This is a genomic window from Kitasatospora sp. NPDC005751, from assembly GCF_040630835.1.
In the GTDB taxonomy this organism is placed as follows: Bacteria; Actinomycetota; Actinomycetes; order Streptomycetales; family Streptomycetaceae; genus Kitasatospora.
The window spans coordinates 1-23,081 of record NZ_JBEXYC010000065.1; the positions used below are offsets into that span (position 1 = coordinate 1).

Annotated in this window: 16 protein-coding genes, 1 tRNA gene, 1 rRNA gene and 1 pseudogene; 9 read left to right on the forward strand and 10 right to left on the reverse strand. The window is 75.7% G+C overall.

The window, feature by feature from the left end; all coding sequences use genetic code 11:
- Positions 1 to 90 (reverse strand): 16S ribosomal RNA (locus tag ABZ497_RS32285); the annotation flags it as partial.
- Positions 91 to 912: 822 nt separating this feature from the next.
- Between ABZ497_RS32285 and ABZ497_RS32290 the strand changes: the two genes are divergently transcribed.
- The 3 genes from ABZ497_RS32290 (at position 913) to ABZ497_RS32300 (ending at position 3,135) form a co-directional block, all read left to right on the forward strand.
- Positions 913 to 1,896, forward strand: coding sequence for a DJ-1/PfpI family protein (locus ABZ497_RS32290; RefSeq protein WP_359810567.1), 984 nt, complete (start codon positions 913 to 915; stop codon positions 1,894 to 1,896).
- Between the two features lie 302 nt (positions 1,897 to 2,198).
- Positions 2,199 to 2,801, forward strand: a complete 603-nt coding sequence (locus ABZ497_RS32295) for an isochorismatase family protein (protein ID WP_359810569.1) — start codon at positions 2,199 to 2,201, stop codon at positions 2,799 to 2,801.
- A gap of 260 nt (positions 2,802 to 3,061) precedes the next feature.
- Positions 3,062 to 3,135, forward strand: a tRNA-Ile gene (locus ABZ497_RS32300).
- Between the two features lie 184 nt (positions 3,136 to 3,319).
- Here ABZ497_RS32300 and ABZ497_RS32305 read toward each other — a convergent pair.
- Both ABZ497_RS32305 and ABZ497_RS32310 read right to left on the reverse strand, forming a co-directional pair.
- Positions 3,320 to 3,961: an HAD family acid phosphatase gene (locus tag ABZ497_RS32305; protein WP_359810572.1), complete on the reverse strand. Its 642-nt coding sequence runs from the start codon at positions 3,959 to 3,961 to the stop codon at positions 3,320 to 3,322.
- 728 nt (positions 3,962 to 4,689) lie between these two features.
- Complete coding sequence (locus ABZ497_RS32310) at positions 4,690 to 5,313, reverse strand: TetR/AcrR family transcriptional regulator C-terminal domain-containing protein (protein ID WP_359810575.1); 624 nt, start codon at positions 5,311 to 5,313, stop codon at positions 4,690 to 4,692.
- A 56-nt stretch (positions 5,314 to 5,369) separates the two neighbouring features.
- Here ABZ497_RS32310 and ABZ497_RS32315 point away from each other — a divergent pair, with 56 nt between their 5' ends.
- Positions 5,370 to 6,884 carry an FAD-dependent monooxygenase gene (locus ABZ497_RS32315; RefSeq protein ID WP_359810578.1) on the forward strand — a complete coding sequence of 505 codons (1,515 nt, stop codon included), beginning with the start codon at positions 5,370 to 5,372 and terminating at the stop codon, positions 6,882 to 6,884.
- Between the two features lie 344 nt (positions 6,885 to 7,228).
- Positions 7,229 to 8,140, forward strand: a complete 912-nt coding sequence (locus ABZ497_RS32320) for a SigB/SigF/SigG family RNA polymerase sigma factor (protein WP_359810580.1) — start codon at positions 7,229 to 7,231, stop codon at positions 8,138 to 8,140.
- A gap of 87 nt (positions 8,141 to 8,227) precedes the next feature.
- Here the strand turns inward: ABZ497_RS32320 and ABZ497_RS32325 are convergent, their stop codons facing one another.
- Both ABZ497_RS32325 and ABZ497_RS32330 read right to left on the reverse strand, forming a co-directional pair.
- Positions 8,228 to 8,800, reverse strand: coding sequence for a type 1 glutamine amidotransferase domain-containing protein (locus ABZ497_RS32325; RefSeq protein WP_352295603.1), 573 nt, complete (start codon positions 8,798 to 8,800; stop codon positions 8,228 to 8,230).
- Positions 8,801 to 9,384: 584 nt separating this feature from the next.
- Positions 9,385 to 9,621, reverse strand: coding sequence for a DUF6296 family protein (locus ABZ497_RS32330; RefSeq protein ID WP_329490273.1), 237 nt, complete (start codon positions 9,619 to 9,621; stop codon positions 9,385 to 9,387).
- A 302-nt stretch (positions 9,622 to 9,923) separates the two neighbouring features.
- Between ABZ497_RS32330 and ABZ497_RS32335 the strand changes: the two genes are divergently transcribed.
- Positions 9,924 to 10,811 (forward strand): Rieske 2Fe-2S domain-containing protein, encoded by an 888-nt coding sequence (locus ABZ497_RS32335; protein WP_359810584.1) that lies wholly within the window; start codon positions 9,924 to 9,926, stop codon positions 10,809 to 10,811.
- A gap of 451 nt (positions 10,812 to 11,262) precedes the next feature.
- Here the strand turns inward: ABZ497_RS32335 and ABZ497_RS32340 are convergent.
- Positions 11,263 to 11,853 (reverse strand): annotated as a pseudogene (locus tag ABZ497_RS32340) (DNA polymerase ligase N-terminal domain-containing protein).
- Positions 11,854 to 12,105: 252 nt separating this feature from the next.
- On the opposite strand from ABZ497_RS32340, the gene ABZ497_RS32345 reads away from it, so the two are divergent.
- Both ABZ497_RS32345 and ABZ497_RS32350 read left to right on the forward strand, forming a co-directional pair.
- Complete coding sequence (locus ABZ497_RS32345; protein WP_359810587.1) at positions 12,106 to 13,044, forward strand: AfsA-related hotdog domain-containing protein; 939 nt, start codon at positions 12,106 to 12,108, stop codon at positions 13,042 to 13,044.
- A 112-nt stretch (positions 13,045 to 13,156) separates the two neighbouring features.
- A complete protein-coding gene (locus ABZ497_RS32350) occupies positions 13,157 to 15,727 on the forward strand; it encodes an AfsR/SARP family transcriptional regulator (RefSeq protein WP_359810590.1) in 2,571 nt (856 codons plus the stop codon).
- Positions 15,728 to 15,869: 142 nt separating this feature from the next.
- Here ABZ497_RS32350 and ABZ497_RS32355 read toward each other — a convergent pair whose 3' ends face one another.
- The 3 genes from ABZ497_RS32355 to ABZ497_RS32365 all read right to left on the reverse strand — a co-directional run bounded on the left by ABZ497_RS32355 (position 15,870) and on the right by ABZ497_RS32365 (position 20,892).
- A complete protein-coding gene (locus ABZ497_RS32355; protein ID WP_359810593.1) occupies positions 15,870 to 16,817 on the reverse strand; it encodes a polyprenyl synthetase family protein in 948 nt (315 codons plus the stop codon).
- A gap of 147 nt (positions 16,818 to 16,964) precedes the next feature.
- A complete protein-coding gene (locus ABZ497_RS32360) occupies positions 16,965 to 19,682 on the reverse strand; it encodes an AAA family ATPase (protein WP_359810596.1) in 2,718 nt (905 codons plus the stop codon).
- 940 nt (positions 19,683 to 20,622) lie between these two features.
- Entirely contained in the window at positions 20,623 to 20,892 is a 270-nt protein-coding gene (locus ABZ497_RS32365) for a hypothetical protein (protein WP_329490266.1), read from the reverse strand.
- 287 nt (positions 20,893 to 21,179) lie between these two features.
- Here ABZ497_RS32365 and ABZ497_RS32370 point away from each other — a divergent pair, with 287 nt between their 5' ends.
- Complete coding sequence (locus ABZ497_RS32370; RefSeq protein ID WP_329490265.1) at positions 21,180 to 22,112, forward strand: LuxR C-terminal-related transcriptional regulator; 933 nt, start codon at positions 21,180 to 21,182, stop codon at positions 22,110 to 22,112.
- A gap of 17 nt (positions 22,113 to 22,129) precedes the next feature.
- On the opposite strand, the gene ABZ497_RS32375 is transcribed toward ABZ497_RS32370, so the two are convergent.
- Complete coding sequence (locus ABZ497_RS32375; RefSeq protein WP_359810600.1) at positions 22,130 to 22,945, reverse strand: 4'-phosphopantetheinyl transferase superfamily protein; 816 nt, start codon at positions 22,943 to 22,945, stop codon at positions 22,130 to 22,132.
- Positions 22,946 to 23,081 lie beyond the last annotated feature (136 nt).

A 23,081-nucleotide genomic window follows, 5' to 3' on the forward strand; every position in this document is an offset into this window, starting at 1 on the left:
GATCCACCCCGAAGGGCTTCACCGTTCGACTTGCATGTGTTAAGCACGCCGCCAGCGTTCGTCCTGAGCCAGGATCAAACTCTCCGTGAATGTCTTCCCGACTGTGCTCAATAAAGAGCGCGGGCTGCACTCGCGTCGAGCGGCACGGCAACCACCGGAATAGGGCGGCCCCGCGCACTGCGTCCTCGCTAGTGTTTACTTCATAAAGGAATCTCCAACCCCGATCACAAGGACCGAGGCCGGGGATGTCAACATATCTGGCGTTGACTTTTGGCACGCTGTTGAGTTCTCAAGGAACGGACACTTCCTTCAGACCGCCTTCCAGCGGGCCCTCCGGGCGCTTCGTTCTTTCGTGTTTCCAGCTTACCAGATGCTTTCCGCTCCGTTTACCGGCGCTTCGTTCATCCGATTTGCTTTCCTTCGGCCTTTCGGCGGTTCCGACTCTAGCAGATCGCTCTGCTTCGTCTTTCCGCGCTTCCGGCTTTCCAGAGATTGTCGGATTATCGACCCGGGGGCCTCTCCGACCTGCTGAACTCTAGCCGAACCGCGCTTCACAAAGCGAATCCGGCCGCAACCGACTTAGACACGCACAACAATTCGAGCGGAGGCGCACCGAAACGCGACCCAGCCAGGAAGAGAGGTGTGAACAAGAGGATTGGCCGCCCCGGGACCGTCCGCGCGATTGCGTGTCCGGTGCTCCCAGCCGAGCGACTAGGAAACACTACCCGCCCCCGGCGGCAGAGGCAAACCTCCCCGGCCGGCCCAGACCGGGGGCTCGGCGGTCCGCCCGCCAGAGCCTGCCAGAGCCCCGGAGAGCCCCCGGAATGACGTCGGCGGCCCGGACAGCCGATGGCCGGATGTGACAGATCGCCGTCATTGCAGTCGCCCGGGTGCTGCCTTGACGATGGATGCATGCCCACTCCACACCGTGTCGTCATCGCGGTCTTCCCCGATGTCGACCTGCTCGACGTCACCGGTCCGGCCGAGGTCTTCGCCCTGGCCAACCGGGAGACCGGCGGCCGGGCGGGCTACGAGATCCGGCTGGCCGGCCCCGACAGCGGGCCGGTCGTCACCGCGGCCGGGGTCCGGCTGATCGCGGACCTCTCCTTCTCCGAGGTGGGCGCCGCAGTGGACACGCTGCTGGTGCCCGGCGCGGTGGAGCTGCGCCCCGACGGTCCGGTGGCCCGGGTCGACGAGGCCGTCGTGGAGTGGGTGAGGGAGACGGCACCGCACGCACGGCGGATCGCCTCGGTGTGCGTGGGAGCGCATCTGCTGGCGGCCGCCGGGCTGTTGGACGGGCGGCGGGCGACCACCCACTGGTCGACCGCGGCCCAGCTCGCCGCCGACCACCCGAAGGTCAGGGTCGACGCCGACCCGATCTTCGTCCGCTCGGGCCGGGTGTGGACCGGCGCGGGCATCAGCACCTGCATGGATCTGGCGCTCGCGCTGGTCGCCGAGGACCACGGCGAGGACCTGGCCCTGGCCGTGGCCCGGCAGCTGGTGATGTATCTGCGGCGGCAGGGCGGCCAGAGCCAGTTCAGCGTGCCGCTGAGCCGGCCCGCCCCGGCCCGCAGGGACATCGACGAGTTGCGCGTCTTCATCACCGAGCATCTCGACGAGGACCTGTCGGCCCCCGTCCTGGCCGCGCGGATGTGCCTGAGCGAGCGCCATTTCGCCCGGGTCTTCCGCCAGGAGACCGGCACCAGCCCGGCCGCCTACGTGGAGGCGGCCCGGGTCGAGGCGGCCCGCCGCCTGCTGGAGACCACCGACCAACCGCTGGAGCAGATCGCGGCGGGCATCGGGATGGGCTCGGTGGAAACGCTGCACCGCGCCTTCCGCAAGCAGATCAGCACCACCCCGGCCTCCTACCGTCGCCGTTTCCGTACCACGTCCTGATCGCACGACGTCCTGATCGCACCGGCGTCCTGATCGCACGACGTCCTGGTCGCACCGGTCTCGTCGCCCCTGCGTCGGGATCACCGGACGCCCTGACCGCTCCCTCACCCGGCCGCCGCAGCACGCGAGTCGTCGCGACCGAGGCTCCGCCATGCCTGATTCCCGGCACCGGCACGGATACGGGCCGCCCGAATCCGCCCTTGTCCACCCCTTCTCACGTCCGCCCCGTTCCGGTCCGGCGTCGCACCTTCCGGTCCGGCTTCCGACCGATCCGTCATCCGCCCGAAAGGACACCTCCAGCCATGTCTGCCTCCACCACCCTGCGTGACGTCATCGGCCTCGACAGCACGCCGCCGCGCCTCGGCGAGAGCACCCTGATCATGATCGACTTCCAGAACACCTACCGCGGTGGCGTGATGGCGCTCGACGGCGTCGAGCCCGCCCTGGCCGCCGGGGCCCGTCTGCTCGCCGCCGCCCGCGCGGCCGGCACGCCGGTCGTCCACATCGTCAACGACGGCGGCGAGGGCACCCCTTATGACATCCGCGCCGAGATCGGTGCGATCAGCCCCGAGGTCGCACCGATCGACGGCGAGCCGGTCGTCGTCAAGCAGTTCCCCAACGCCTTCCACCAGACGGAGCTGGAGAAGACACTGCGCGACCTGGGCTCCGGACTCGACCTGGTGCTGGCCGGCTTCATGACCCACATGTGCGTCACCTTCACCGCCCAGGGGGCGTTCAACCTCGGCTACCGGCCCACCGTCGTCGCCGAGGCGACCGCCACCCGCTCACTGGCCGCGCCCGCGGGCGGCCTCGTGCCCGCCGCCGGACTGCAGGCGGCGAGCCTGACCACGATCACCGACCTCTTCGGCATCGTGGTCCCCACCGTCGACCAGCTCGCCGGCTGACACGTCGGCGCTCCCGCCCCAAGACCCGCCGGGCCGACGGTCGGCAGCGCCCCTGTTCCGCTCGGGGGTCGGGACAGGGGCCGGGGCCGCCCCGGGCCCACACAGCTGCGCGGCGTCGGCCCGGCCACCACCGTGCTGCCGCGACGGCCCACGGCGGAGTCGGCCGGGCGCCGGGCGCATCCGGGGGCCGGCCGGGGCCGGGGTCAACCCGGTCGGGGCTCGGTCCGAGCTCTGCTAATGTTGGCGGGCAACATCAGCGCGGGCCTATAGCTCAGACGGTTAGAGCGCTTCCCTGATAAGGAAGAGGCCACAGGTTCAAGTCCTGTTAGGCCCACCGCTGGAACCCCCGGACGTCTGTCGTCCGGGGGTTCTTCTCTGCCCGTCGCGCCGCCTCTCCCCGGGCCCGGCCTCCCGCCCCGGGCACCGCGTCCGCGTCCCGCCCGGGGCTCGGCGTGCCCACCCGCCCCAGGCGGTGCCGGTCCGCCGGACGGCGTGGGGCGACCGCCCGGCGGGGTGGGTCAGGAGAGCAGGCCGTTGTAGTCCGGCAGCTTGAAGGTGCGCTCGGCGTGGCCGCCGTCCAGGTCGGTCCAGTTGTTGCCGACGCTGGCGATGATCGTGTAGCCCTCGTTCTCGACCTCGACCCGCTCGTCCGTCTTGTACTGCTGGACCGGCTTGAACAGGTCGCACAGGTCGCGCCCGTGCAGCTCGTCCACGGTGTAGCCGGCCGCGGCCAGGCTGTGCCGGGTGATCGGGTCGATGAAGTCCACCCGCGCGGTGACGAAGATGATCGCGACCCCCCGGCTGTGGGCGTACTGCGCCAGCTCCACGACCGGCGCGATGCCCGGCATCGCGAACGGGTGGAAGTGCGTGGCGAGCGTGGTGTTGTCGATGTCGAACACGATCGCGGGCTTCTCGCCGGTGGGCGTGGCCGTGCGCTGCTCGACGTACGCGCGGGCGGGCGCGATCGCGGCGCCGACGTCGGCCAGCCACTGCGCCTCGGTCACCGCACCGCTGCTCGCGGCGGCGGCGACGGCCGGGGCCTTGACCGGAGCAACCGGGGCCGCCGGGGCCTTCGGGGCCGCGACCGCCGGGGTGGCGAGACCGGCGGTGATCGCGGCCGTGAGGGCCGCTGCGGCAACGAGCCGTGCCTTGATGCTCATGTCGGGGAGGTGGCCTTTCGTCTGTGGGGGTCGTCGGTCGGCGCGGCGGTGGGGTCGGTCGGTGGCGCGAGTCGCGACGACGTCGTGGCCGGGCGGAGCGGGCCTCCCTCGGACGAGGTCCTCGCTCGACGGGGCCGCCGCGGGCACCGGTCGACGGAGCGTCGAGGGCATGCCGAACGGCCGGCTGTCGGCAGGAGTCGCCACCGGGAGGCCGAGCGCCTTCCGTCCGGCGGGAGCCGGGCGGGAGGGGGCCGAAGTCGCCGCCGACCGGGTCAGTGCAGCCGGGTCGCCCCGCGCGGCCGGGCCCGGCGTCCCGTGAGGGGGCGTCAGGCGCGGTCCACCGGAAGGTCCCTGAACCCGGGGCAGTCATTCCGCCCGGGCGAGAACGTACACCAGCCGACGGGGCGAGCCAATACCCGCGGGTAACAAAGAATCGGCGGGCGGGCGAACATCAATCGGCGGGGCCCCGGATTCCGACGGCACGCCGCACGATCCGGCCTCGTACGACGCGCCGCCACCGGACGCTGCGGGGCCGTCACCGCCGGACGCCGGGGCCGTCACCGCCGGACTCTACGGGGCCCTCACCGCCGGACGCCGGGGCCGTCACCGCCGGACGCCGGGGCCGTCACCGCCGGACGCCGGGGCCGTCACCGCCGGACCCTACGGGGCCCTCACCACCGGGCGCCCGGGCGCCGTCGCCGGCCTGGGCCGACCCGTCGGCGCGACCGTCACCGCCGGCCCGGAGCCCCGCCGAGGATCGCGGTGAGGCCGTACTCGAAGCGCTCGTCGAAGGAGTCGGCGGCGAGGTGGCCGAGGACGCGCCGGAGGGCGGGGTGGGCCGTCTCCGAGAGCGCGTCGGCCAGCCGGTCGCCCAGCGGGCGGCGCGCGGCGGCCTGCTCCTCCTGGGTGAGGCCGAGGGTGAAGTAGATGACCGACCAGGTCGTCCAGGCCGCCCCGCGTTCGTCCCGTCCGCCGTCCAGGAGCGCGCCGACCAGGGCGTCGGCGAGGCCCAAGGTGTGCGGCTCGGCGGCATAGGTGCCGACGACGAGCGCGGCGCCGTCGCGGTGGGCCAGCAGTGCGCGGCGGTAGCGGCGGACCAGCTCCCGGGCGCGGGCGTCCGGCGCGGCGGGCAGGTCGCCGAGGGAGATCTCCCCGATCACGGCGTCCGCCATCAGCTCCAGCATCCGGGTCTTGGTCTTCACGTGCCACAGCACGGTGTTCATCCGCACGCCGAGCCGTTCGGCGACCGCGCGGGTGGACAGGGCGTCCAGGCCGGTCTCGTCCAGCAGCTTCAGGGCGGCCCGGATGACGGTGCCGGGGTCGAGGCGTCCGGCCGCTTGCGCATTGGTCATTGACCTAGTTTACTGCGACCAGTTGATTTGGTCAGTGACCAAGAGAGGTGGACCCCATGACCGAGCAGCACGTCGTCATCGCCGGAGGCGGCCCCGTCGGGCTCTGGCTCGCCGCCGAACTGCGGCTGGGCGGGACCGCCGTCACCGTCGTCGAGGAGCGCACCGCGATCGACGAGCGCTCCAAGGCGCTCACCGTCCACCCCCGCACCATCGAGGTGCTGGCCTCCCGGGGAGTGCACACGGCCTTCCTCGCCGAAGGCCTGCGGATCCCGAACGGGCACTTCGCGATGCTCGACACCCGGCTCGACTTCCGGGACCTGGACACCCCGTTCCCGTTCACCCTCGCCCTGCCCCAGGCCCGCACCGAAGAACTGCTCCAGGAGCACGCACTGCGCCTGGGCGCACGGATCGTCCGCGGGCACCGCGTCACCGGATTCACCGCTCACGACCGGTCGGTGACCGTCCACGTGGAGGGGCCGCGGGGCCCGTACGAGGCGGAGGCCGCCTACCTGGTCGGCTGCGACGGGACCCGCAGCACCGTCCGGCAGGCCGCCGGGATCGACTTCCCCGGCACGCCCTCCACCGTGCTCGGCCGGCTCGGCGACGTCACGCTCGACCGCCCGCCGCGACCGGGCTTCGGCATCCACACCCTCCAGGGCGCGGTGATGGTCGCGCCGCTGCCCGGCGGGCGGTTCCGCGTGCTCGGCATCGACCCGGACAGCCTCACCACGGAGTGGCCCGGCGACCTCACGATGGACGAGTTCCGGGCGAAGACCGTCGCCGTGACCGGGGACGACTTCGGCATGCGGGACCCCTCGTGGCTCTCCCGGTTCGGCAACGCCGGCCGGCTGGCCGCCGAGTACCGGCACGGGCGCGTCCTGCTCGCGGGCGACGCCGCCCACCAGCACTACCCGGCGGGCGGCGTCGGCATGAACGTGGGCATCCAGGACGCGCACAACCTCGGCTGGAAGCTGAACGCGACGCTGAACGGCTGGGCACCGGAGCGCCTGCTCGACACCTACCACGCCGAACGTCACCCGGTCGGCGTACAGCTGCTGGAACACAGCCGCGCCCAGACCGCCCTGATGACCACCTTCACACCCGAGGGCCTCGACCTGCGCGCCCTGCTGAGCGAGCTGATCGCCACCCAGCCCGCCTTCGGCCGCGCGCTGGCCGAACGGCTCACCGGGCTCGCCGTCGCCTACCCCGCCCAGGACCCGGCGGCCCACCCGCTCACCGGCACCCGCGCACCCGACCTCGCGCTCGCCGGTTCGGAGGCGGGCCTGTTCGCCCTGCTGGACCCGACCGCGTACCTGCTGCTCGACCTGACGCCCGACGGCGCCCTCGGCGACCGCGCCCGGCCCGGGCTCGCCGTCCGCTCCGCCGTCCTCGACGGGCCCCCGGCCGCGTGGGCCGGCGTACGCGCGGCGCTGGTCCGCCCCGACGGGCACGTCGCCTGGGCGGGCACCGACCGGGACGACGCCGAGCTCTCCGCCGCGCTGGACGGGGCGCTCGCGACCGTACTTCTCCGGGCCGCCTCCGATCGGGGGCGGCGAGTCTCGGCCCCCTAGACGGCGGGTCTCGGGCCGGTAGGCGGCCGGAGGCGGGCCCGCGGGCGGCCGATCTCGGGCCCGTAGGCGGCCGGGGGCGGACGGTCTCGGCCGTGCGGGCCACCGGGCCCCCAAAGGGGTGAATCGGATAGAACGATATAAATCGCGCAAAACGTGAATCAGGTGTCGCATGTCGGGTAGAACACCCGTGCGGCGTTCGCCCGGCCTACGCCGCTGCGCACCCTGCCGGGTGCCACCGGGACCTCCGGCCGAATCCGGCCACCGGTTCCGGAGGGAAAGAGACCCGGGGTCGGCGCACGTCACGCGCCGCCGCCGGGCGTTCCCCCGATGCCCTGGAGATACACGTGTCCACCACCCTGGAGAACGTTCCCCGAGCCCCCGTACCCCCCGGCCTGCCGGCCGACCTGCCGCCCCGGCCGACCGAGGCCGAGTTGCGCTCGATGGGCAAGACCGAGGCCCGCGAACTGAGCGACGCGCTCTTCGACCGCCTGATCGCGCTGCCCCGGGAGTCGCACGCCTACAGCTACGTGCGCGGCACCGTCATCGAGCTGAACATGCCGCTGGTGCGCTTCATCGCCGCCCGCTTCCGGCACCGCGCCGAGGACATGGACGACATCCTGCAGGTCGGCACCATCGGCCTGATCAAGGCCGTCGACGGCTACGATCCCGGCCGGGGCGTCGAGTTCGTCACGTACGCGATCCCCACCATCGCGGGCGAGATCAAGCGCTTCTTCCGCGACACCTCCTGGCCCGTGCGCGTACCGCGCAGCATGCAGGAGCTCTACCTCACCGTCGCCCGCGGCTCCGACCGCCTCGAACAGCGGCTCGGCCGCCTCCCCCAGCCCGAGGAGATCGCCGAGGACCTCCACCTCACCGTGGACCAGGCCACCGAGGGGCTCGTCGCCGGCCGCGTGTACCGGCCCGACTCCCTCGACGCCCCGCGCGACCAGGACACCGACGACACCGGCAGCGCCATCCTGGACCGCATCGGCAGCTGCGACCCCGGCATCGAACTCGCCGACTTCCGCACCGCCGTCCGGCCGCTGCTGGCCCAGCTGCCCGCCCGTGAACAGACCGTCCTGAAGCTCCGGTTCTGGGACGGCTGCACCCAGTCCCAGATCGCCGAACGCATCGGCGTCTCCCAGATGCACGTCTCCCGGCTGCTCACCACCACCCTGGCCCGGCTGCGCGAGCAGCTCGACGACCAGGACGCCCCCGGCTGGGACGACCTCCCGCACGAGCCCCACCCGGACTGATCCGGACCGGCGCCGCCAGGCGTCGAGGCGGCCCGCCCCACACGAGGGGCGGGCCGCCTCGACGCGCCCGGTCGGGACGGGCCACGGTCAGGACGGACCGGCGGCCCCGGCCGTCACCCGCAGGGCGACGTCGATGCCCCGCAGGAAGTGGTCGAGGTCACCGGGATTGCGGGAGGTCACCAGTCGCCAGCCGTTGGCATCGTCCGTGACCAGCGGTTCGTCGAGCCAGGTCGCGCCGGCGTTGGCGAGGTCGGTGCGCAGCGAGGGGTACGAGGTGAGCCGCTTGCCGAACGCCACCCCGGCCTCGGCGAGCAGCCAGGGCCCGTGGCAGATGGCGGCGACCGGGCGGCCGGAGGTGGTGAAGGCGAGCACCGCGTCGACCGCCTTCCGGTGGAGTCGGAGGGTGTCCGCGTTGATGGTCCCGCCGGGGATGAGCAGCAGGTCGTAGTCGGCGGGGTCGACCTCGTCGAGGGTGTGGGTCGGGCGCACCCGCTCCCCCGGCTCCTCGTCCCCGACGAGCGTGCGGATGTCGTCCGTGGTGGGGGCGGCGATGTCGACCCGCACGCCGTCGTCACGCAGGTGCTGGGCGGGGACGAGGAGCTCGTCCTGTTCGACCCCGTAGTTCGTCACGATCGCGAGGACCTTGGTGTCGCTGGTCATCGTTCCTCCTGAAGGTCGGGATTGGATGGGCGGAGACGTTCCTCGGGGCTCGGCCGTTCGGTGGGCGGGCGCAGCCGGCGGGCGGGGGCGCGGACGCCGGCACCCCTCCGCGCCCCGGGAGCCGGCGGGTACCCGGCTTCGCGCCCGGCATGCCGGATTGGTGGCGTCCGGTTCGGGTAGCCGCGCGGCATCGGCGGGCGGGTGGCGCCCGCTCCGGACCACCGGGAGGCAGTGGTGAGCATCAGACGACGGTCCTGGGCCCTGGCGGTGCAGAACCGGTCCGGCCGGGAGCAGGACGGGCGGGAGCGGGACGGGCGGCGGGACGGGCGGGACGGTGCGGGTGGTGCGGGTGGTGCGGGTGGCCTGCGACGGCGCCCGACGGACGGCACAGGCCCGCCGGGCGCCGCCCCGTCGTCCGCCGACGCACCGGCGGCGGGGCGCGGCGAGGACCGTCCGGGGCCTCCGGCCGCCGACAGCGCCGCACCCTGAGGGCGGCCCCGGCACCGGCCGGAGGCCCGCGTCGACCGACGGGGTCGGGTTCCCGGCGCCGTCGGTCACCGCACCGTTTGGCGCCGCACCGTCGATCACGGCAGCGCGTACGCCTGGAGGCAGGGGTGCCGGCCGCTGCCGGCCGGCGCCGTGAGGACGGTGGCCACGCCGCCGGTGATCTCCACCCGCAAGCTCCCGTCCGCGCTCTCCCAGACCGGTTCGCCGTCGGGGCCCGTCGCGTCGGTCGCGTGGACGACGACGGTGGTGGGCGGGGCGTGGCCGCCGACCGGGCCGGGCAGTGTCACCGCGTAACGGCGTTCGAGGCTTCGCATGGCGGGCTCCTGCTCCCCACCCCCGGCTGACCGGCCCGTACCCGTACCCGCGGCACCCGGTCGGGGGCGGGCACGATCACCCGGCACCACGGCCGACGCCGACGGGCCGGCGATCCGGTCGGGACCGCCGTCCGGACCTCCGGGCCTTCCGGAACTCCTCCGGTACCCGGGCGGGTCCCCCGTAGCGGCCCGCCCAAACGCCGCCGACGGCGGTACACCCGGCGGTGTGGACTCGACCGCGTGTCGTTTCACCGGCGGCCGGATTCGGGTTTGGCGGAGCGGTGCCCGGCAAGCCGCCCGGTATGGATGCCTCAGCTCTGCACCTGCACCCGTGGTCCCGTCGACTGCGCCGGGCGCTGGACGCCCCGGCGCACTGGGAGTTCCTCGACGCCCCGGCCTCCTCGCTCGCCGACGCCGTGGAGTCCGTCCCGCTCGGGCCGTCCCGCGACGCCCTGCACGGGGTGTGGCTCGGCCACCCGCTCCACCCCGTGCTGGTCCAGCTCCCGATCGGCTGCTGGATGTCCGCGGGTCTGCTGGACTTCACTCCGGGCGGCCGCCGGGCGGCCGGCACCCTGGTGGCGGCCGGGCTGCTGACCGCCGGGCCGGCCGCGCTCGCCGGCTGGGTGGACTGGGCGCGACTCGACCCGCCGCGCCGGCGCACCGGCCTGGTGCACGCGCTGTCCAACACCACCGGTGTGCTGCTGTACGCCGGATCGCTGCTGGCCCGCTGCCGGGGGCACCGCGCCCGCGGCCGGCTGCTCGGCCTGGCCGGGCTGACCGCCGTCTCGCTCGGTGGGGCGCTCGGCGGGCACCTCTCCTACCGGCTGGCCGCCGGGCCCGACCGGTCCGCCGCGGTGCCCCGGCTGGCGCCGCCCGACTGGGTCGGCCTCGGTCCGGTCGACGACTTCCCCGACGGCGAGCCGGTCCGCCGGACGGCGGGCGAACTGACGGTGGTCGTGGTCCACGAGGGCGAGCGCTACCACGTGCTCGCCGAGCGCTGCGCGCACCTGTCCGGGCCGCTGTCCGCCGGGACGGTGGTGGACGGCTGCCTGCGCTGCCCCTGGCACGGCAGCGAGTTCCGGTTGCGGGACGGCGAGGTGGTGCGCGGCCCGGCCACCGCGCCCCAGCCGGTCCTGGAGACCAGGGTGCTCTCGGGCCACCTGGAGGTACGGCTGCCGGGGGCCGGCTGACGCCCGGGCCCGCCGAACCCCGTTCGGCCCCGTGTCCCCGGGCGCAGCCCGGGTAGGCGGTGCCGAGAAGACGATGCCGAACGATCGAATCGAGCCCAGGAGCAGCCCTATGGGGACATCCCCGAACGACCCCGTACCGCCCAGTCCCACACCGGCCCCGGGCCCCGGCCCCGGCCCGCAGCCCGGTCCCCTGCCCGGTCCGGTCCCCGGCCCGGGCGGGCCGGACCCGGTACCGCCCGCACCGCCCCGGCCGGGTCCGGACCCGCAGCCGACACCCGCCCCGGGACCGGATCCGCACCCCCGCCCCGGCCCCCTCCCGGGCCCGGGCCCGGCACCGGAACCCGTCTTCTGACAGGTCTCGTCATGCGGGACCGGGACCGGCGAGCGCTCCCCGGCGGCGGCCGCCGCCGGGGAGCCCCTGCGCCGAAGCGCTCCTGGGGGCCGGTCGTGGTCAGGCCCCGCCCGCCTCTTCGGTGACCTGCCGCAGCGTCCGTCCGCTGCGCACCGAGCGGGCCCGCCGGGGGCCGGGGGCGGGCCGGCCACCACCGTGGCCGTGCCGCACCAGCAGCCAGGCCGCGCGCTCGCCGGCGCCGTCCTCGCGGAACCGGGTGAGTGCCCGGTCCCCGCGAAGCCTGCGGCCGGCCAGCCGGAACGACGCGTGACCGGCGTCAAGCGCCTCCGCGAACGGGAGCTCGTGGCCGCGCCGGTCCGTACCGCGGTTCTCGTGTCCGCCCTCGTCCCAGATGATCACCGTGCCGCCGCCGTACTCGGCCTCGGCGATGACCCCCTCGAAGTCGCGGTACCCCATCGGGTGGTCCTCGGTCGGCATCGCCAGCCGCTTGTCGTGCGGGTCACCGGACGGCCCCTAGGGGACCGCCCAGGACTTGAGCACGCCGTCGACCTCCAGGCGGAAGTCGAAGTGCAGGGTGCGGGCGTCGTGGATCTGCACCACGAACCCGGGCCGCGCGCCCGGTGCGGCGCGGCCGCCGCCCTCGGGTTCGGCGGTCCTGTCGAAATCGCGCTTGCGGCGGTAGCCCGACAGCGCGTCCGAGCCGCCCGTCCCGTCCTCCCTCCACCCCGTACGGCGCCTACCCTCGCCCCCGGCGCCCGACCCGCGCGCCCGCCCGGTTCCCGGTCCACCGGCCCCGGCACGGGCCCGCACGGGCCGGGTGGGAGTAGCGGTCGCGCAACTTGCTGCCACGGGGGCGGGGGGCCCGCTTACCGCCCGGTGGGGCCATGCTGGGGGGAGGGCTGTCGAGGGGGCGGCCGTCGGACGACCCGGGGAGGCGCGGCCATGGCCGTCGGGAGCACCGTGCGGGACCGCGGGGCGCCCGGGCCGGGGGCCGCCCGGCACCTGGTCCACTGTCCGCCGTCCTGGGACCACTGCCTGCTGGAGGCGCCGAGCCGCGGTGAGGAGCGGTTCCGGCTGATCGGGGAGGTCCCGGCGGCCGACGACGGGCCGGGCCACTTCCACGATCCGCTGCTGGTCGCCGAGGCGGTCCGGGAGACCGCCGAGTTCGTCGGACGGCAGTACTTCGGCGGGCCCCCGGACCGGGCCGGATGGTTCCGCCGGTTCGGACTCGACGTGACCGAGGTGGCCGCCTGGCGGGCCGGGCGCGGTCCGGCCCGACTGACCGCCGAGCTGCGGGCCACCCCGACCGCGCCGGTCGACGGGGTACCGCGCGGCCTCGACCTCCGCCTGGAGGTGTCGCTCGACGACGTACCGTGCGCGACGGGCACCGCGAGCCTGGCGTTCGACCCGCCCGGGCCGCCCCGCGAGCGGGCCGGTCGGTGGGCGGTGCGCGCCGCCCCCGGGCCGACGGGCGCCCCGGCCGACCCCGGTTCGGTCGGCCTCGCCTCGGCGGCGGACGTGGTGCTGAGCGAGCCCGCCTGGGACTCCCGCGGCCGGCTCGACACCTGGGTCCTCCTCCGCCGGGACCACCCGGCCGACGGCCGGCTCCCCGCTCCGTCACTGCTGGAGGCGGTGCGGCAGGCCTCGGTGCTGGTCGCCGGGCGCGCCGGCGGGCTGGTCCCCGGGCGGACCCTGCCGGCCTCCTGCGACGTGCGCGTCCGCGGCCTCGCCGAGGTGGACCCGCCGGTGCACTGCGCAGCCGTCGCCGGGCCGGTCGGGCGGGACACGGCGGGGCGGCCGGCCGTCCCGGTCACCCTGACGCTGACCCAGCACCGGCGGACCGTCGCCGAGGCACGCACCACCGTGGTGCAGGACTTCTGACCCGCCGCCGGCTGACGGGCCACCGTCACCGTCGTCACCGCCGGGGACCCGGCGCACGAGAGCACAGCGAGTACGAGGGGTGGGCCCGGTGAGGTTCCGGATCCTGGGACCGATGGAGATCGAGGGCGGCACGGGCCCGCACACACCGCGGGCGGCCAAGCTGCGGGTCGTCCTCGGCACCCTGCTGGTCCACGCCGACCGGGTGGTCTCGGTCGACAGCCTGGTCGCCGAGCTGTGGCGGGACGAGCCGCCCCGCACGGCGACCGCCACCGTGCACGTCTACGTCTCGCAGCTGCGCAAGCTGCTGCACGCCGCCGACCCCGACCGGGGCCGGGAGCTGCTGCGCACCCAGTCCCCGGGCTACCGGCTCTGCGTCCCGCCGGACCGGCTCGACCTGTCCGAGTTCGAGCGACTGCACCGGCGCGGTCGGGAGGCGCTCGCCGCCGGCCGCCACCGCGCCGCCGCCGACCTCCAGCGCCGGGCCCTCGCGCTCCGGCGCGGCCCGCTGCTCTCCGACACCCCGCACGGGCCGCTGCTCGAAGGGGCCGCCGCCCGGCTCGCCGAGGCCGGCGTCGCCGCCCTGGACCAGCGGATCCGGGCCGACCTCGAACTCGGCCGGCACCACGAACTGATCGCCGAACTAAGGTCGCTGGCCGCCGAACACCCGTTGCGGGAGGAACTGCACGGTCACCTGATCCTGGCCCTGTACCGGGCCGGGCGGCAGGCCGAGGCGCTGGAGGCCTTCGCCGAGCTGCGCCGGACGCTGGTCGCGGAGCTGGCGATCGAACCCGCGCCGCCGCTGCAACGGCTGCACCGGCGGATCCTGGCGGGCGATCCCGGGCTGCTGCGCACGGCGGCGGGCGGCGGCCGGGCCGTCGCCGTGACCGTCCGGCCCGGGCACGAGAGGGCGATGCCGCCCGCCGACCCGGTCTTCGCGGGCCGCGGCACGGCCCTCGCCCAGGTCGAGGAGCTGCTGCGGGACGCCCCGGCCGGATCGTTCGTCGCGGTCGCCGGGCAGCCGGGGGTCGGCAAGACCGCGTTCGCCCTGGAGGCCGCCCGCCGCAGTGACCCGTCCTTCCCCGACGGCCGGCTCTTCCTGGACCTCCACCCCGAACGAGGGCGGCCGTTGCGCGCCACCGAGGCGATGTCCACCCTGCTGCGACGGCGCGGGGTACGGCCGGCGAAGGGCGCCGGGGCGGGCGAGCTCCGCGCCGCCTGGCAGGCCCAGCTGGCCGGTCGTCAACTCCTGCTGGTCCTCGACAACGCCGACTCCGAGGCGCAGCTGCGCCCGCTGCTGCCGACCACCGGCGGGAGCAGCGCGATCGTCACCGCCCGCCGGCTGCCCGCCGGGCTCGGCGGCATCCGGCCGGTGCTGCTGGACACCCTCGAGCCCGAGGAGGCGCGGCTGCTGTTCGCGGCGGCCGCCGGCCCGGAGCGGGAGGCGGCCGAGCCCGCCGCCGTCCGCGAACTGCTGGAGCTGTGCGGGCGGCTGCCGCTGGCCGTCCGGGTCGCCGCCGCCCAGCTGACGGCGCGCCCGCACTGGAAGGTCGCCTGCCTGGTGGACCGGCTGCGGGACGAACGGTACCGGCTCGGCGAGCTGCGGATCGGCGAACTCGACGTCCGGGAGCCGCTGTTGCGGGCCTACCGGGACGCCCGACCGGAGCTGCGGCAGGCCTTCCGGCTGCTCGGGCTGCTACCGGCCGGCCGGTTCGACCGCGCGACGGCCGCTGCGGTGCTGGGCCGCTCCCCCGCCGAGACCGCTCGCCTGCTGGACGGGCTGCTCGACGACCGGCTGCTGGCCGCCGACCGGACCGGCCACCACCTCCCCGAGCTTCTGCGGGTCCTGGCCGTCGAACGGCTCACGGAGGAGGAGGACCCCCAGGACACCGGGGACGCGATCGAGCGGCTCTGTGCGGAGCACGCCCGCGCGGCCGAGCGGGTCACCGCCGCGCTGACGCACGCCCGGCCCACCGGGGAGGAGCCGCACGAGCCCGCCGGCTGGTTCACCCGTGAGCGGGAGGCGCTCGTCCGCGCCGTCCGGCAGGCCCACCGGGCGGGGCGGCCGGCCGCCGTCGTCCGGCTGGTGGCGGCGCTGGACGGCCACCTGGAGACGCACGCCGCCTGGGACGCCTGGGCCGAGACGCACGCGCTCGCCCTGGACGCGGCCCGGCGCGGCGGCGACCGCGGGGCCGAGGCCCGGACGCTCCGCTCGCTCGGCGATCTCGCCTGGCAGCAACGGCGCCCGGAGGAGGCCGGGGAGTACTACGGGCTGGCCCGCCGGGTCGCCGAGGAGTCCGGTCACCGGGCCGAGCTGAGCCGGGCCCTGGTCGGCCTGGCCGAACTGCGGATGGACGCCGGGGACGGCGCCGACGCCGACGCCCTGCTCGCCTCCGCCCACGCCACCGCGCTCGCCGACGACTCCGGACCGGCCGACCCGCGCGCCCGGTTCGACGTGCTGCGCGCCCTCGGGCTCCACGCGCTCGCGGCCGGTGACCACGCTCGGGCACACGCCCGCTTCACCGACTGCCTCGACCTCGCCCGCACCCTCCACGACCGCCGGCTGGAGTCCTTCGCCCACCGCGCCCTGCGCACCGCCCGGCCCGGCCCGGGCGACCACGTGGAGGTCCGCCCCGGCGTCTGGCGCCTGCCCGCCCCCGGCCGCCGGGCCGAGCCGGCGGGGTAGCCGAAGGGGTAGCCGAAGGGCGGCCGGCCCCGGCGAGGTGGGCCGGCCGGTCCGAGGTACGAGGGCATCGGAGCGCCGACCGTCGGGACCGGGCCGAGTGGCCCGGCGGCGGGCGGGCGAGATCACACGCCGGCCGGGCCGGTCAGGGTGCGGCCAGGCGGGTGGCCAGGGTGGCGAGTTCGGTGCGCCAGGCGATGGTCAGCGGGGCTGCGGCGACGACCCGCCGGGTGCGGTCGAGGAGGTGGCCGATGGTGCGCTCGGCGCGGTCCGGGTCCTCGCCGCCCAGCAGCATCTCCCGCAGCAGGTCGCCGTACCAGTCGCGGTCCCCGCTGCCGCTGAGGAAGCCGCGCACCCGCCAGGCGGCGTGCAGCAGGCGGGCGTAGTCCTGGTACACCACCGCCAGGTCGCCGCGGCCCGCCAGCGCGGCGCCCATCAGCAGCGGGTGCTGGAGCGCGTACCAGCCGGTGCCGCAGCCTCGGGCACAGCCCGCGAGGCAGCCGGCCGGCCACGGGTCGGCGAGGTAGCGGCTGGACAGCTCGGAGTCGACGTAACTGCCGCCCAGCCGGCCGATCCGCAGGTCGTGCCAGACCTGCCGGGCGGCGTCCGGCAGGCCCGCGGCGAGCCGGTCGGCGAGGGCCGTCGCGAGGTCCCCGATCAGGGAGGCCATGCCGACGCCGAACCCCTGGGCGTCACCGCACCAGCCGTTGCGCTCGTGCTCGGCCGCGTGCCGGACGTGCAGGGTCGGCGCGCCCTGCCGGAGCGGGGCGTTCTCCCGGGCGTCGCGGCGGATCAGGTAGCAGGTGTCGAGGAGTTCGAGGGCCGCCGCCGCGTCGACGGCGGAGCCGCCCGCCGGATCGCCGCCCGCCGCGAGGTAGCCGGTGAGCAGCACGGTCGGCCGGATCCGCTCGCCACCGGCGGCGACCAGGTCGGCCAGCGCCTCCACCATGCCCGCGGCCGGCGGGTCGACGGCCCGGCAGCGAGCGTGCTCGGCATGGAGCTGCCCCCGCAGCCGCTTCTCGACCCGGGCCAGCATGCCGGTGCGCAGCACCTCGGGCAGGGCCGCGTCCGGCGGACCGGTGTGCGTCGTCATGGTGTCTCCGTGGGTAGGCGCGGCGTCGCACCGGGCCGGTCCGGCGGTCGGCCGGTCCGGCCGACGCCGCGGGCCCGGGGGGCTCCCGCCGCCGGTCCTGGCTGTTCACCGCGGTGCCGGACTCCCGTCACCCGGTCCGCCGGGCCGTCACACCCGGCCGCCCGAGCCGAGCAGGTGGAGTTCCGCGGGCAGTTCCCGCCGGCAGGTGATGTTGAGCTTGCGGTAGACCCGGGTGAGGTGCTGCTCGACCGTGCTGACGGTGATGTAGAGCTTCATCGCGATCTCGCGGTTGGTGTGGCCGTGCACCGCGAGCATCGCCACCCGCTTCTCCGAGTCGCTGAGCCTGGCGTGGAGTTCGGCGAAGTCGACGCCCCCGCACCGGGTGTCCTCGGACGGCCCGCCGGGTCCGCCGGGGCCGGGGGCGATCTGCTCGCACAGGGCCTGGGCGCCACACTCCTTGGCGAGTTGCCAGGCGCGGCGGCCGACCATGCCGGCCCGGTTGGTGTCGCCGAGTTCCTTCAGCACTCGGGCGAAGTCGGCGAGCGTGCGGGCGAGTTCGTAGCGGTCCTCGGCCTCGTGCAGCTCGTCCACCGCGCGGGCGAGCAGCGCGTGCCGCTCGCGGGGCTCGCACAGGCCCGCCCGTACGCGCAGGGTGAGGCCGCAGATCCACGGGTGGGCGGCGTCCCGGTGGGCGAGCTGCTCGGCGATGAGCCGGGCGGCCTGCGGGACTTCGCCGAGCCGGATCAGTGCCTCGGCCGCGCCGCTGCGCCAGGGCATCAGCAGCGGCCGGTCCAGGCCCCAGCGCTTCAGGCTGCGGCCGATGTCGAGGAAGTCGCCGAGTGCGGCGTGGAAGCGGTGGGTGGCGAGGTGGTACTCGCCGCGGGCCCGCAGGTGGGCGAGGCCGTGGATGCTGCCGGTCAGGCCTTCGGGCAGCGGGCGGCCGAGTTCGCGGGCGGCGGTGTCGTGGCGGCCGGCGGCGGTGGCGGCCCGGATCAGGGTGGCCGCCACGCCCCCGGCGTAGACGCTGCCGCCGCGTTCGGGCAGCAAGGCCAGGGCGGCCTCGGCCCGCCGCTGGGCGCCCGCCAGGTCGCCCTGCCGGAGCAGGGCCTCGGCGTGCAGGGCGGTGAAGGTGGTCTGCCAGCCGGGTGCGCCGCGCCGGACGGCCTCCTCCAGGAACACCTGGCACCAGGGCAGGGCGCGGGCCGGGCCGTCGGTGGCGAGCAGCGCCCGGACGGCCTGCACGATCGGGGCGGCGGTGCCGTCGCCGAGCGTGGCGCCGCGCAGGAAGGTCTCGGCCGCGGCCCCGGCCGCCCCGTCCGCGGTGTACTCGGGGACCGCCCACAGGGTCGCGGGCCCCTGGGTGCGGGCGGGCAGCGGTTCGCCGGGCCGGGCACCCGCGGCCGACGGGGCCGGGCCGGCCCACCGGGGGAACGCCGAGAGGCCGTCCAGCGGGTCGGCGCCGCGGCCGAGCCGGGCGGGCTTTCCGGCGCGCTCGGCCTCGCGGACGGCGGCCAGCCGTTCCAGGGCCTGGCCGGCCTCGTCGATCCGGCCCTGCTCGGTGAGCAGCCGGGCGAGCGGTCCGAGCCGGGCCGGGCCGAGCCGGCCGGCCCTGAGGGTCTCCAGCGGTCCGGCGAGGCTGCGCTCGGCGGCACTGGGGTTGGTCCGCCAGGTGATGGCGGCGAGCATGGTGCGGAACTGGGCGCGCTGTTCGTCGTCGGCCCGGCCGCGGTGGGCGAGTTCGAGGCAGGCGGCGGCCCGGTCGGTCGCGCCGTCGGCGAGCAGTTGCTCGGCGGCGGTGGAGAGCACCGCCACCGCCCACGGCAGCTCGGTGGGGCCGACGGCGAGGAGCTGGGCGGCCACGGCGGTGGTCGGGGCGCCGTCCTGGTAGGCGAGTTCGGCGGCGCGGCGGTGCAGGGCGGCCCGGTCGTCCGGGTCCATCCGGTCGAGCACCGCCTGCCGGGCGACGGGGTGGCGGAAGCGGTAGCCGTCCAGGATGCCGGCGGCGCCGAGCGTGGCGCTGCCCCGGACGACGGCGCCGTCGGTGCCGCCGAGCAGGCGGACGGCCAGTTCGCGCGAGCCGAGCTCGCCGAGGACCGCGACCACCTCGGCGAGGCGGCGCGCGACCGGTCCGCAGCGGGTCAGGCAGGCGAGGACGGCCTGGGTGAAGGCGCCGCCGAGTTCGGGGGCGCGGCCGCCGGCCCGGTGCTCCTCGATCAGGGCGCGCAGCAGCAGCGGGTTGCCGCCGGCGGCGTCGGCGGGCGGCGGGGTTCTGCCGTCGGCCGGGGAGGCGGCGAGTTCCGTGCGGACCAGCCGGTCGACGGCCTCGGGGCGCAGCCGCTCGGCCCGGATCCGGACGAAGCTGCGCTGGCGCAGCAACTCGGTGCCGTAGACGGGGTCGTCGCCGCGCTCGTGGACCGACTCGGTGCAGACCAGCAGGACGCGGGCGGCGCGGGTGCGGCGGACCAGGTGGAGCAGGTACTGGCAGGACAGGTCGTCGATGTGGTGCAGGTCGTCGATGCAGATCACGGCCGGCGTGGTCTCGGCCAGCCGGTGCACGGCGGCGCACAGGGACTGCATCACGTCGATCCGGGACGGGTCCGGCGCCCCCGCCGGGTCCGGCAGGGATCCGGCGGGGGCGGCGGCGAGCAACTGGCCCAGCACACCGAGCGGGAGGTCGTGCTCGACGGCGGTGCCGATGGCGCGCAGCACCACCGCGCCGGAGGCGGCCGCGCGTTCGGCGACCGTCTCGACGAGTTCGCTCTTCCCGCAGCCGACCGCGCCCTCGATCAGGACGATCCTGGGGGTTCCCTGCAGGCTGTCCGCGAGGGCGGAGTCCAGTACGGCCAGTTCTCGTTCACGGTCCATCAGCACTTTCGGCCCCCGGCTTCGTCCGCGTCACGGTCGGCGCGCCCGCCTCACGGCGATCGCCGGAGAGTCGTGGGCGCGGTTGAGACTTGCCACCCGGAGAGTGATCCGCCGGCGGTTCGAGTCTAGGCAGGCGGGACCGCCCGGACGGGCCGCCGAGGGCCGTCCGAAAGCTGCACGGCAACAACTTCCCCCCGCCTCGACGGCGGCTGTCCGGGGCGGGGTGACGAGGGGTCGGGTCGGGTCGGGTACGGCGGGGGTCCGACCGGCCTGCGTGCGGACCGACTTGTGTGCGGACCGGCCTGCCCGCCGATCGGCCTACGAGCCGACCGGCCTGCGCGCGGAGCGGTCTGCGCGCGGACCGGCCTGCGCGCGGACCGACTTGCCGCGACCGGACGCGGTGGTTCCGGCGGGTGTCGGGGAAGGGGTGGCACCCGGGCGCCGGCGCACCGGCGGGCGGGAGACTGCCGGGCGCCGCGTCCGGGGCGAGTGGCCGTCAGGTCCGGGCCGCGCGCCGGCGGGTCGTCCCACGTCGGCGGCGACGACCGGTCGGGCCGCGGCAGCGCGGAGTTCGACGGCTGGCCGCCGGGCCACCCGGTGCGTGACGGGCGGGCCGGGACCGGAGAGCGGAGCGGGGGCCGCGGGCCGGGAAGGGCACCGGCGGCGGCGCGAGCGCCGGGGCGAGGGAGTACACACCTCGGGGCGCTCGGAGCGGGTCGCGATCGGCGGGCGGGGGCGCGCTCCGGCAGGTCCGCGGCGGACCCACCGGCGACGGGTGGAGCGCGCGGCCCGGAACGGCGGGCGGGGAACGACTCACCGCGCCCGCCCCGGTGGTCCGTCAGCCGGCGGGCGGGGCGCCGCCGGGCGGCCGCCGGCCGGGCCGGGGGCGTCCGGGCACTGCCCCGCACCCCCGGCCGGTCCGACGGGTGTTCGCGGGGGATCAGCCCCAGCGGTCGTCGTCCTCGGTCGCGGTGACCTTGAAGCCCAGGCGCGCGTCGGCGGCCTTGATGAGCAGTTCCTTCTTCAGGCCCCAGTCGTCGCTCGCGACGGGGGACGGTATGAGGTGGGTGATCCCCCAGCGGTCGTCTCCGGGGCCGGTGACACCGACGCCGGAGGCCGAACTGTGGCCGAGCCCGAGCAGGGTTGCGACACCCACCGCGAGCAGGGCGCTCTTCGCCGCCACCCGAATCCTGATGGTCGAGACCTTCATCTTGTCCCCCAAGCAGTCGGAACAGGTCGGAAACTCCGGCAGGGCGACGGCCGCACAGCCTTTCACCGCTTGCCTGGGCTCTACTCTGCCGCGCGGACGACGCCCGGTCCGAGCGGATCACCATGGCGTAAAGTTGCATGGCAGGAACTTCGCATTCCGACGGGGGCTTCAGAGTGTTCGGACACCCACAGCTTCAGACCGGCTTCGCCGAACTAGACGATCTGAGTGCGAGCGCCTATGGACACGCCGTCGAGTCGGGCCGCTTCGACCGGAATGCCATCGCCGCCGTGCTGAAACTGGACGAGGCCGAGGTCAGCCGCATCGAGCAGGTGCTGCGGCTGATGCACCTGCTGCAGCCGAGACCGGGCGACCCGAACGTCCTGGTGCCGGTCAGCCCGGACGTGGCCGCGGCCGACCTGGTCGGGCCGGCGGAGCATCAGATCCGCGACCTGCGGCAGGCGGTCACCGACGTCCGCAGCAAGTTGCTGTCGCTCAGCCCCCTGTACTTCGAGGGCCGCCGGCTGCGCAACCGGTTCGAGGCGTTCGACGTGGTCACCGACGTCGACGCGATCCAGAACATGCTCGACCACCTGGGGCAGACCTGTCGCAAGGAGGTGCTCACCGTCCAGCCGGGCGGCGCCCGCCCCTCCACGCTGCTGCCGGCCGCGCGCAAGTCCGCCGAGGGCATGCTGGAGCGCGGGGTGCGGATGCACACCATCTACCAGCACACCGCCCGCAGCGACCTCCCGACCAAGGCGTACGTCCGCGACGTCACCGCGATGGGTGCCGAGATCCGCACCGCGGACCAAGTGATCGACCGGATGCTGATCTACGACCGCGAGACGGTGTTCCTGCCGGTGCGCACCGCGGACGAGGAGGAGTCGACGGGCGCGGCGATCGTCCGTGAGCCGACCCTGGTGGCCTTCCTCTGCGCGGTGTTCGAGCACCTGTGGGACAGCGCGACCCCGTTCGTCTACGACACCCCGACCACGGACGACCTCAAGCAGTCGATCATCCGGCTGATGGCCCGGGGCTACAAGGACGAGATGGTGGCACGCCGGCTGGGCATGTCGGTGCGCACCTGTCGTCGTCACATATCGGAGATCACCGAGGAGCTGGAGGCCACCAGCCGCTTCCAGGCCGGGTACAACGTGGCGATGGCGGGTCTGCTCGGGAAGGGTCCGGCGGGCGCCGAACCGCCGCCGAAGCCGCCCGCCTGACCGGTCACGGGCTCGCATCACGCGCGGCCGTGATCGGGCCCGGTTGTCATATTCATGTCTTCGAGGGGGTCGGGCCCGGCGTCGTAGACCGCGACGCCGACCCGGTACCCGCTGTCCAGTTCGAAGGTGTGGAACCCCCACTCCTCGCCGGTCCCGGTGCTGCCGTCGGGTCGCCGCACCGGGACGGGCCGGCCGTCCGGACCGAAGCCGAACTCCGTGAAGTCGAACCGCATGCCCTGCCCGGTCGCCTTCCGGTACGCCTCCTTGAGGGTCCACAGCCGCACCAGGGCCGGGTTGCGCTCCTCCTCGGCCTGCGCCGCCAGCGTGATCAGCTCGTACGCGGTGCACACCTGGCGGCTCAGGCCGCCCTGGTGCATCGGGCGCTCGGCGGGCTCGGCGTCCACCCCGATCAGGCCCCGGGTGGTGATGCCCAGCAGCAGCAGGCCGTCGGCCTGGCTGAGGCTGATGTCCACCCGGTCGCAGCCGCGCAGGTACGGCCGGCCGGTGGGGCCGTACGCCAGCTCCGGGGCGGCCGGGCCACCGTCCGGGAGGGCGGCGGCGGCGTGTTCGAGCAGCGCCCTGGAGGCGGCGTGGCGGTGGCGCACCTCGGGGTGGGCGAGGTCCAGGTAGCGCGACCGGTCCCGGTCGAGCGGCCCGCGCGGTTCCCCGCCGCCCGGCGGGACGGGCACCAGGTCGGCGAGATCGGCGTGGACCACGGCGGTGCCGTACGCGGCCAGGTCAGCGCGCACCCCGTCCCAGGACCCGTCGAGGGCGGCCACCCGCCTGGGCCGGCCGACCGGCGGTCCGATCGTGGAGTTTCCCGGGTCGGTCATGCTCGTCGCTCCAGAACTGGGTGGGTCGTTGCGGGGCCGCGCGCCTGCGGGAGGGCGCGGTGACGGTGGCGGCGCGGTGACGGGTGATCGTGCGGTGGGCGGGGTCCGTCGACGCCCCGGAGCGCGGCGCACGACG

Coding starts and splice junctions, on each gene's coding strand:
- ABZ497_RS32290 (WP_359810567.1), top strand. CDS start 913: ATGCCCACTCCACACCGTGTCGTCATCGCGGTCTTCCCCGATGTCGAC.
- ABZ497_RS32295 (WP_359810569.1), top strand. CDS start 2,199: ATGTCTGCCTCCACCACCCTGCGTGACGTCATCGGCCTCGACAGCACG.
- ABZ497_RS32305 (WP_359810572.1), bottom strand. CDS start 3,961: ATGAGCATCAAGGCACGGCTCGTTGCCGCAGCGGCCCTCACGGCCGCG.
- ABZ497_RS32310 (WP_359810575.1), bottom strand. CDS start 5,313: ATGACCAATGCGCAAGCGGCCGGACGCCTCGACCCCGGCACCGTCATC.
- ABZ497_RS32315 (WP_359810578.1), top strand. CDS start 5,370: ATGACCGAGCAGCACGTCGTCATCGCCGGAGGCGGCCCCGTCGGGCTC.
- ABZ497_RS32325 (WP_352295603.1), bottom strand. CDS start 8,800: ATGACCAGCGACACCAAGGTCCTCGCGATCGTGACGAACTACGGGGTC.
- ABZ497_RS32330 (WP_329490273.1), bottom strand. CDS start 9,621: ATGCGAAGCCTCGAACGCCGTTACGCGGTGACACTGCCCGGCCCGGTC.
- ABZ497_RS32335 (WP_359810584.1), top strand. CDS start 9,924: ATGGATGCCTCAGCTCTGCACCTGCACCCGTGGTCCCGTCGACTGCGC.
- ABZ497_RS32345 (WP_359810587.1), top strand. CDS start 12,106: ATGGCCGTCGGGAGCACCGTGCGGGACCGCGGGGCGCCCGGGCCGGGG.
- ABZ497_RS32350 (WP_359810590.1), top strand. CDS start 13,157: ATGGAGATCGAGGGCGGCACGGGCCCGCACACACCGCGGGCGGCCAAG.
- ABZ497_RS32355 (WP_359810593.1), bottom strand. CDS start 16,817: ATGACGACGCACACCGGTCCGCCGGACGCGGCCCTGCCCGAGGTGCTG.
- ABZ497_RS32360 (WP_359810596.1), bottom strand. CDS start 19,682: ATGGACCGTGAACGAGAACTGGCCGTACTGGACTCCGCCCTCGCGGAC.
- ABZ497_RS32365 (WP_329490266.1), bottom strand. CDS start 20,892: ATGAAGGTCTCGACCATCAGGATTCGGGTGGCGGCGAAGAGCGCCCTG.
- ABZ497_RS32375 (WP_359810600.1), bottom strand. CDS start 22,945: ATGACCGACCCGGGAAACTCCACGATCGGACCGCCGGTCGGCCGGCCC.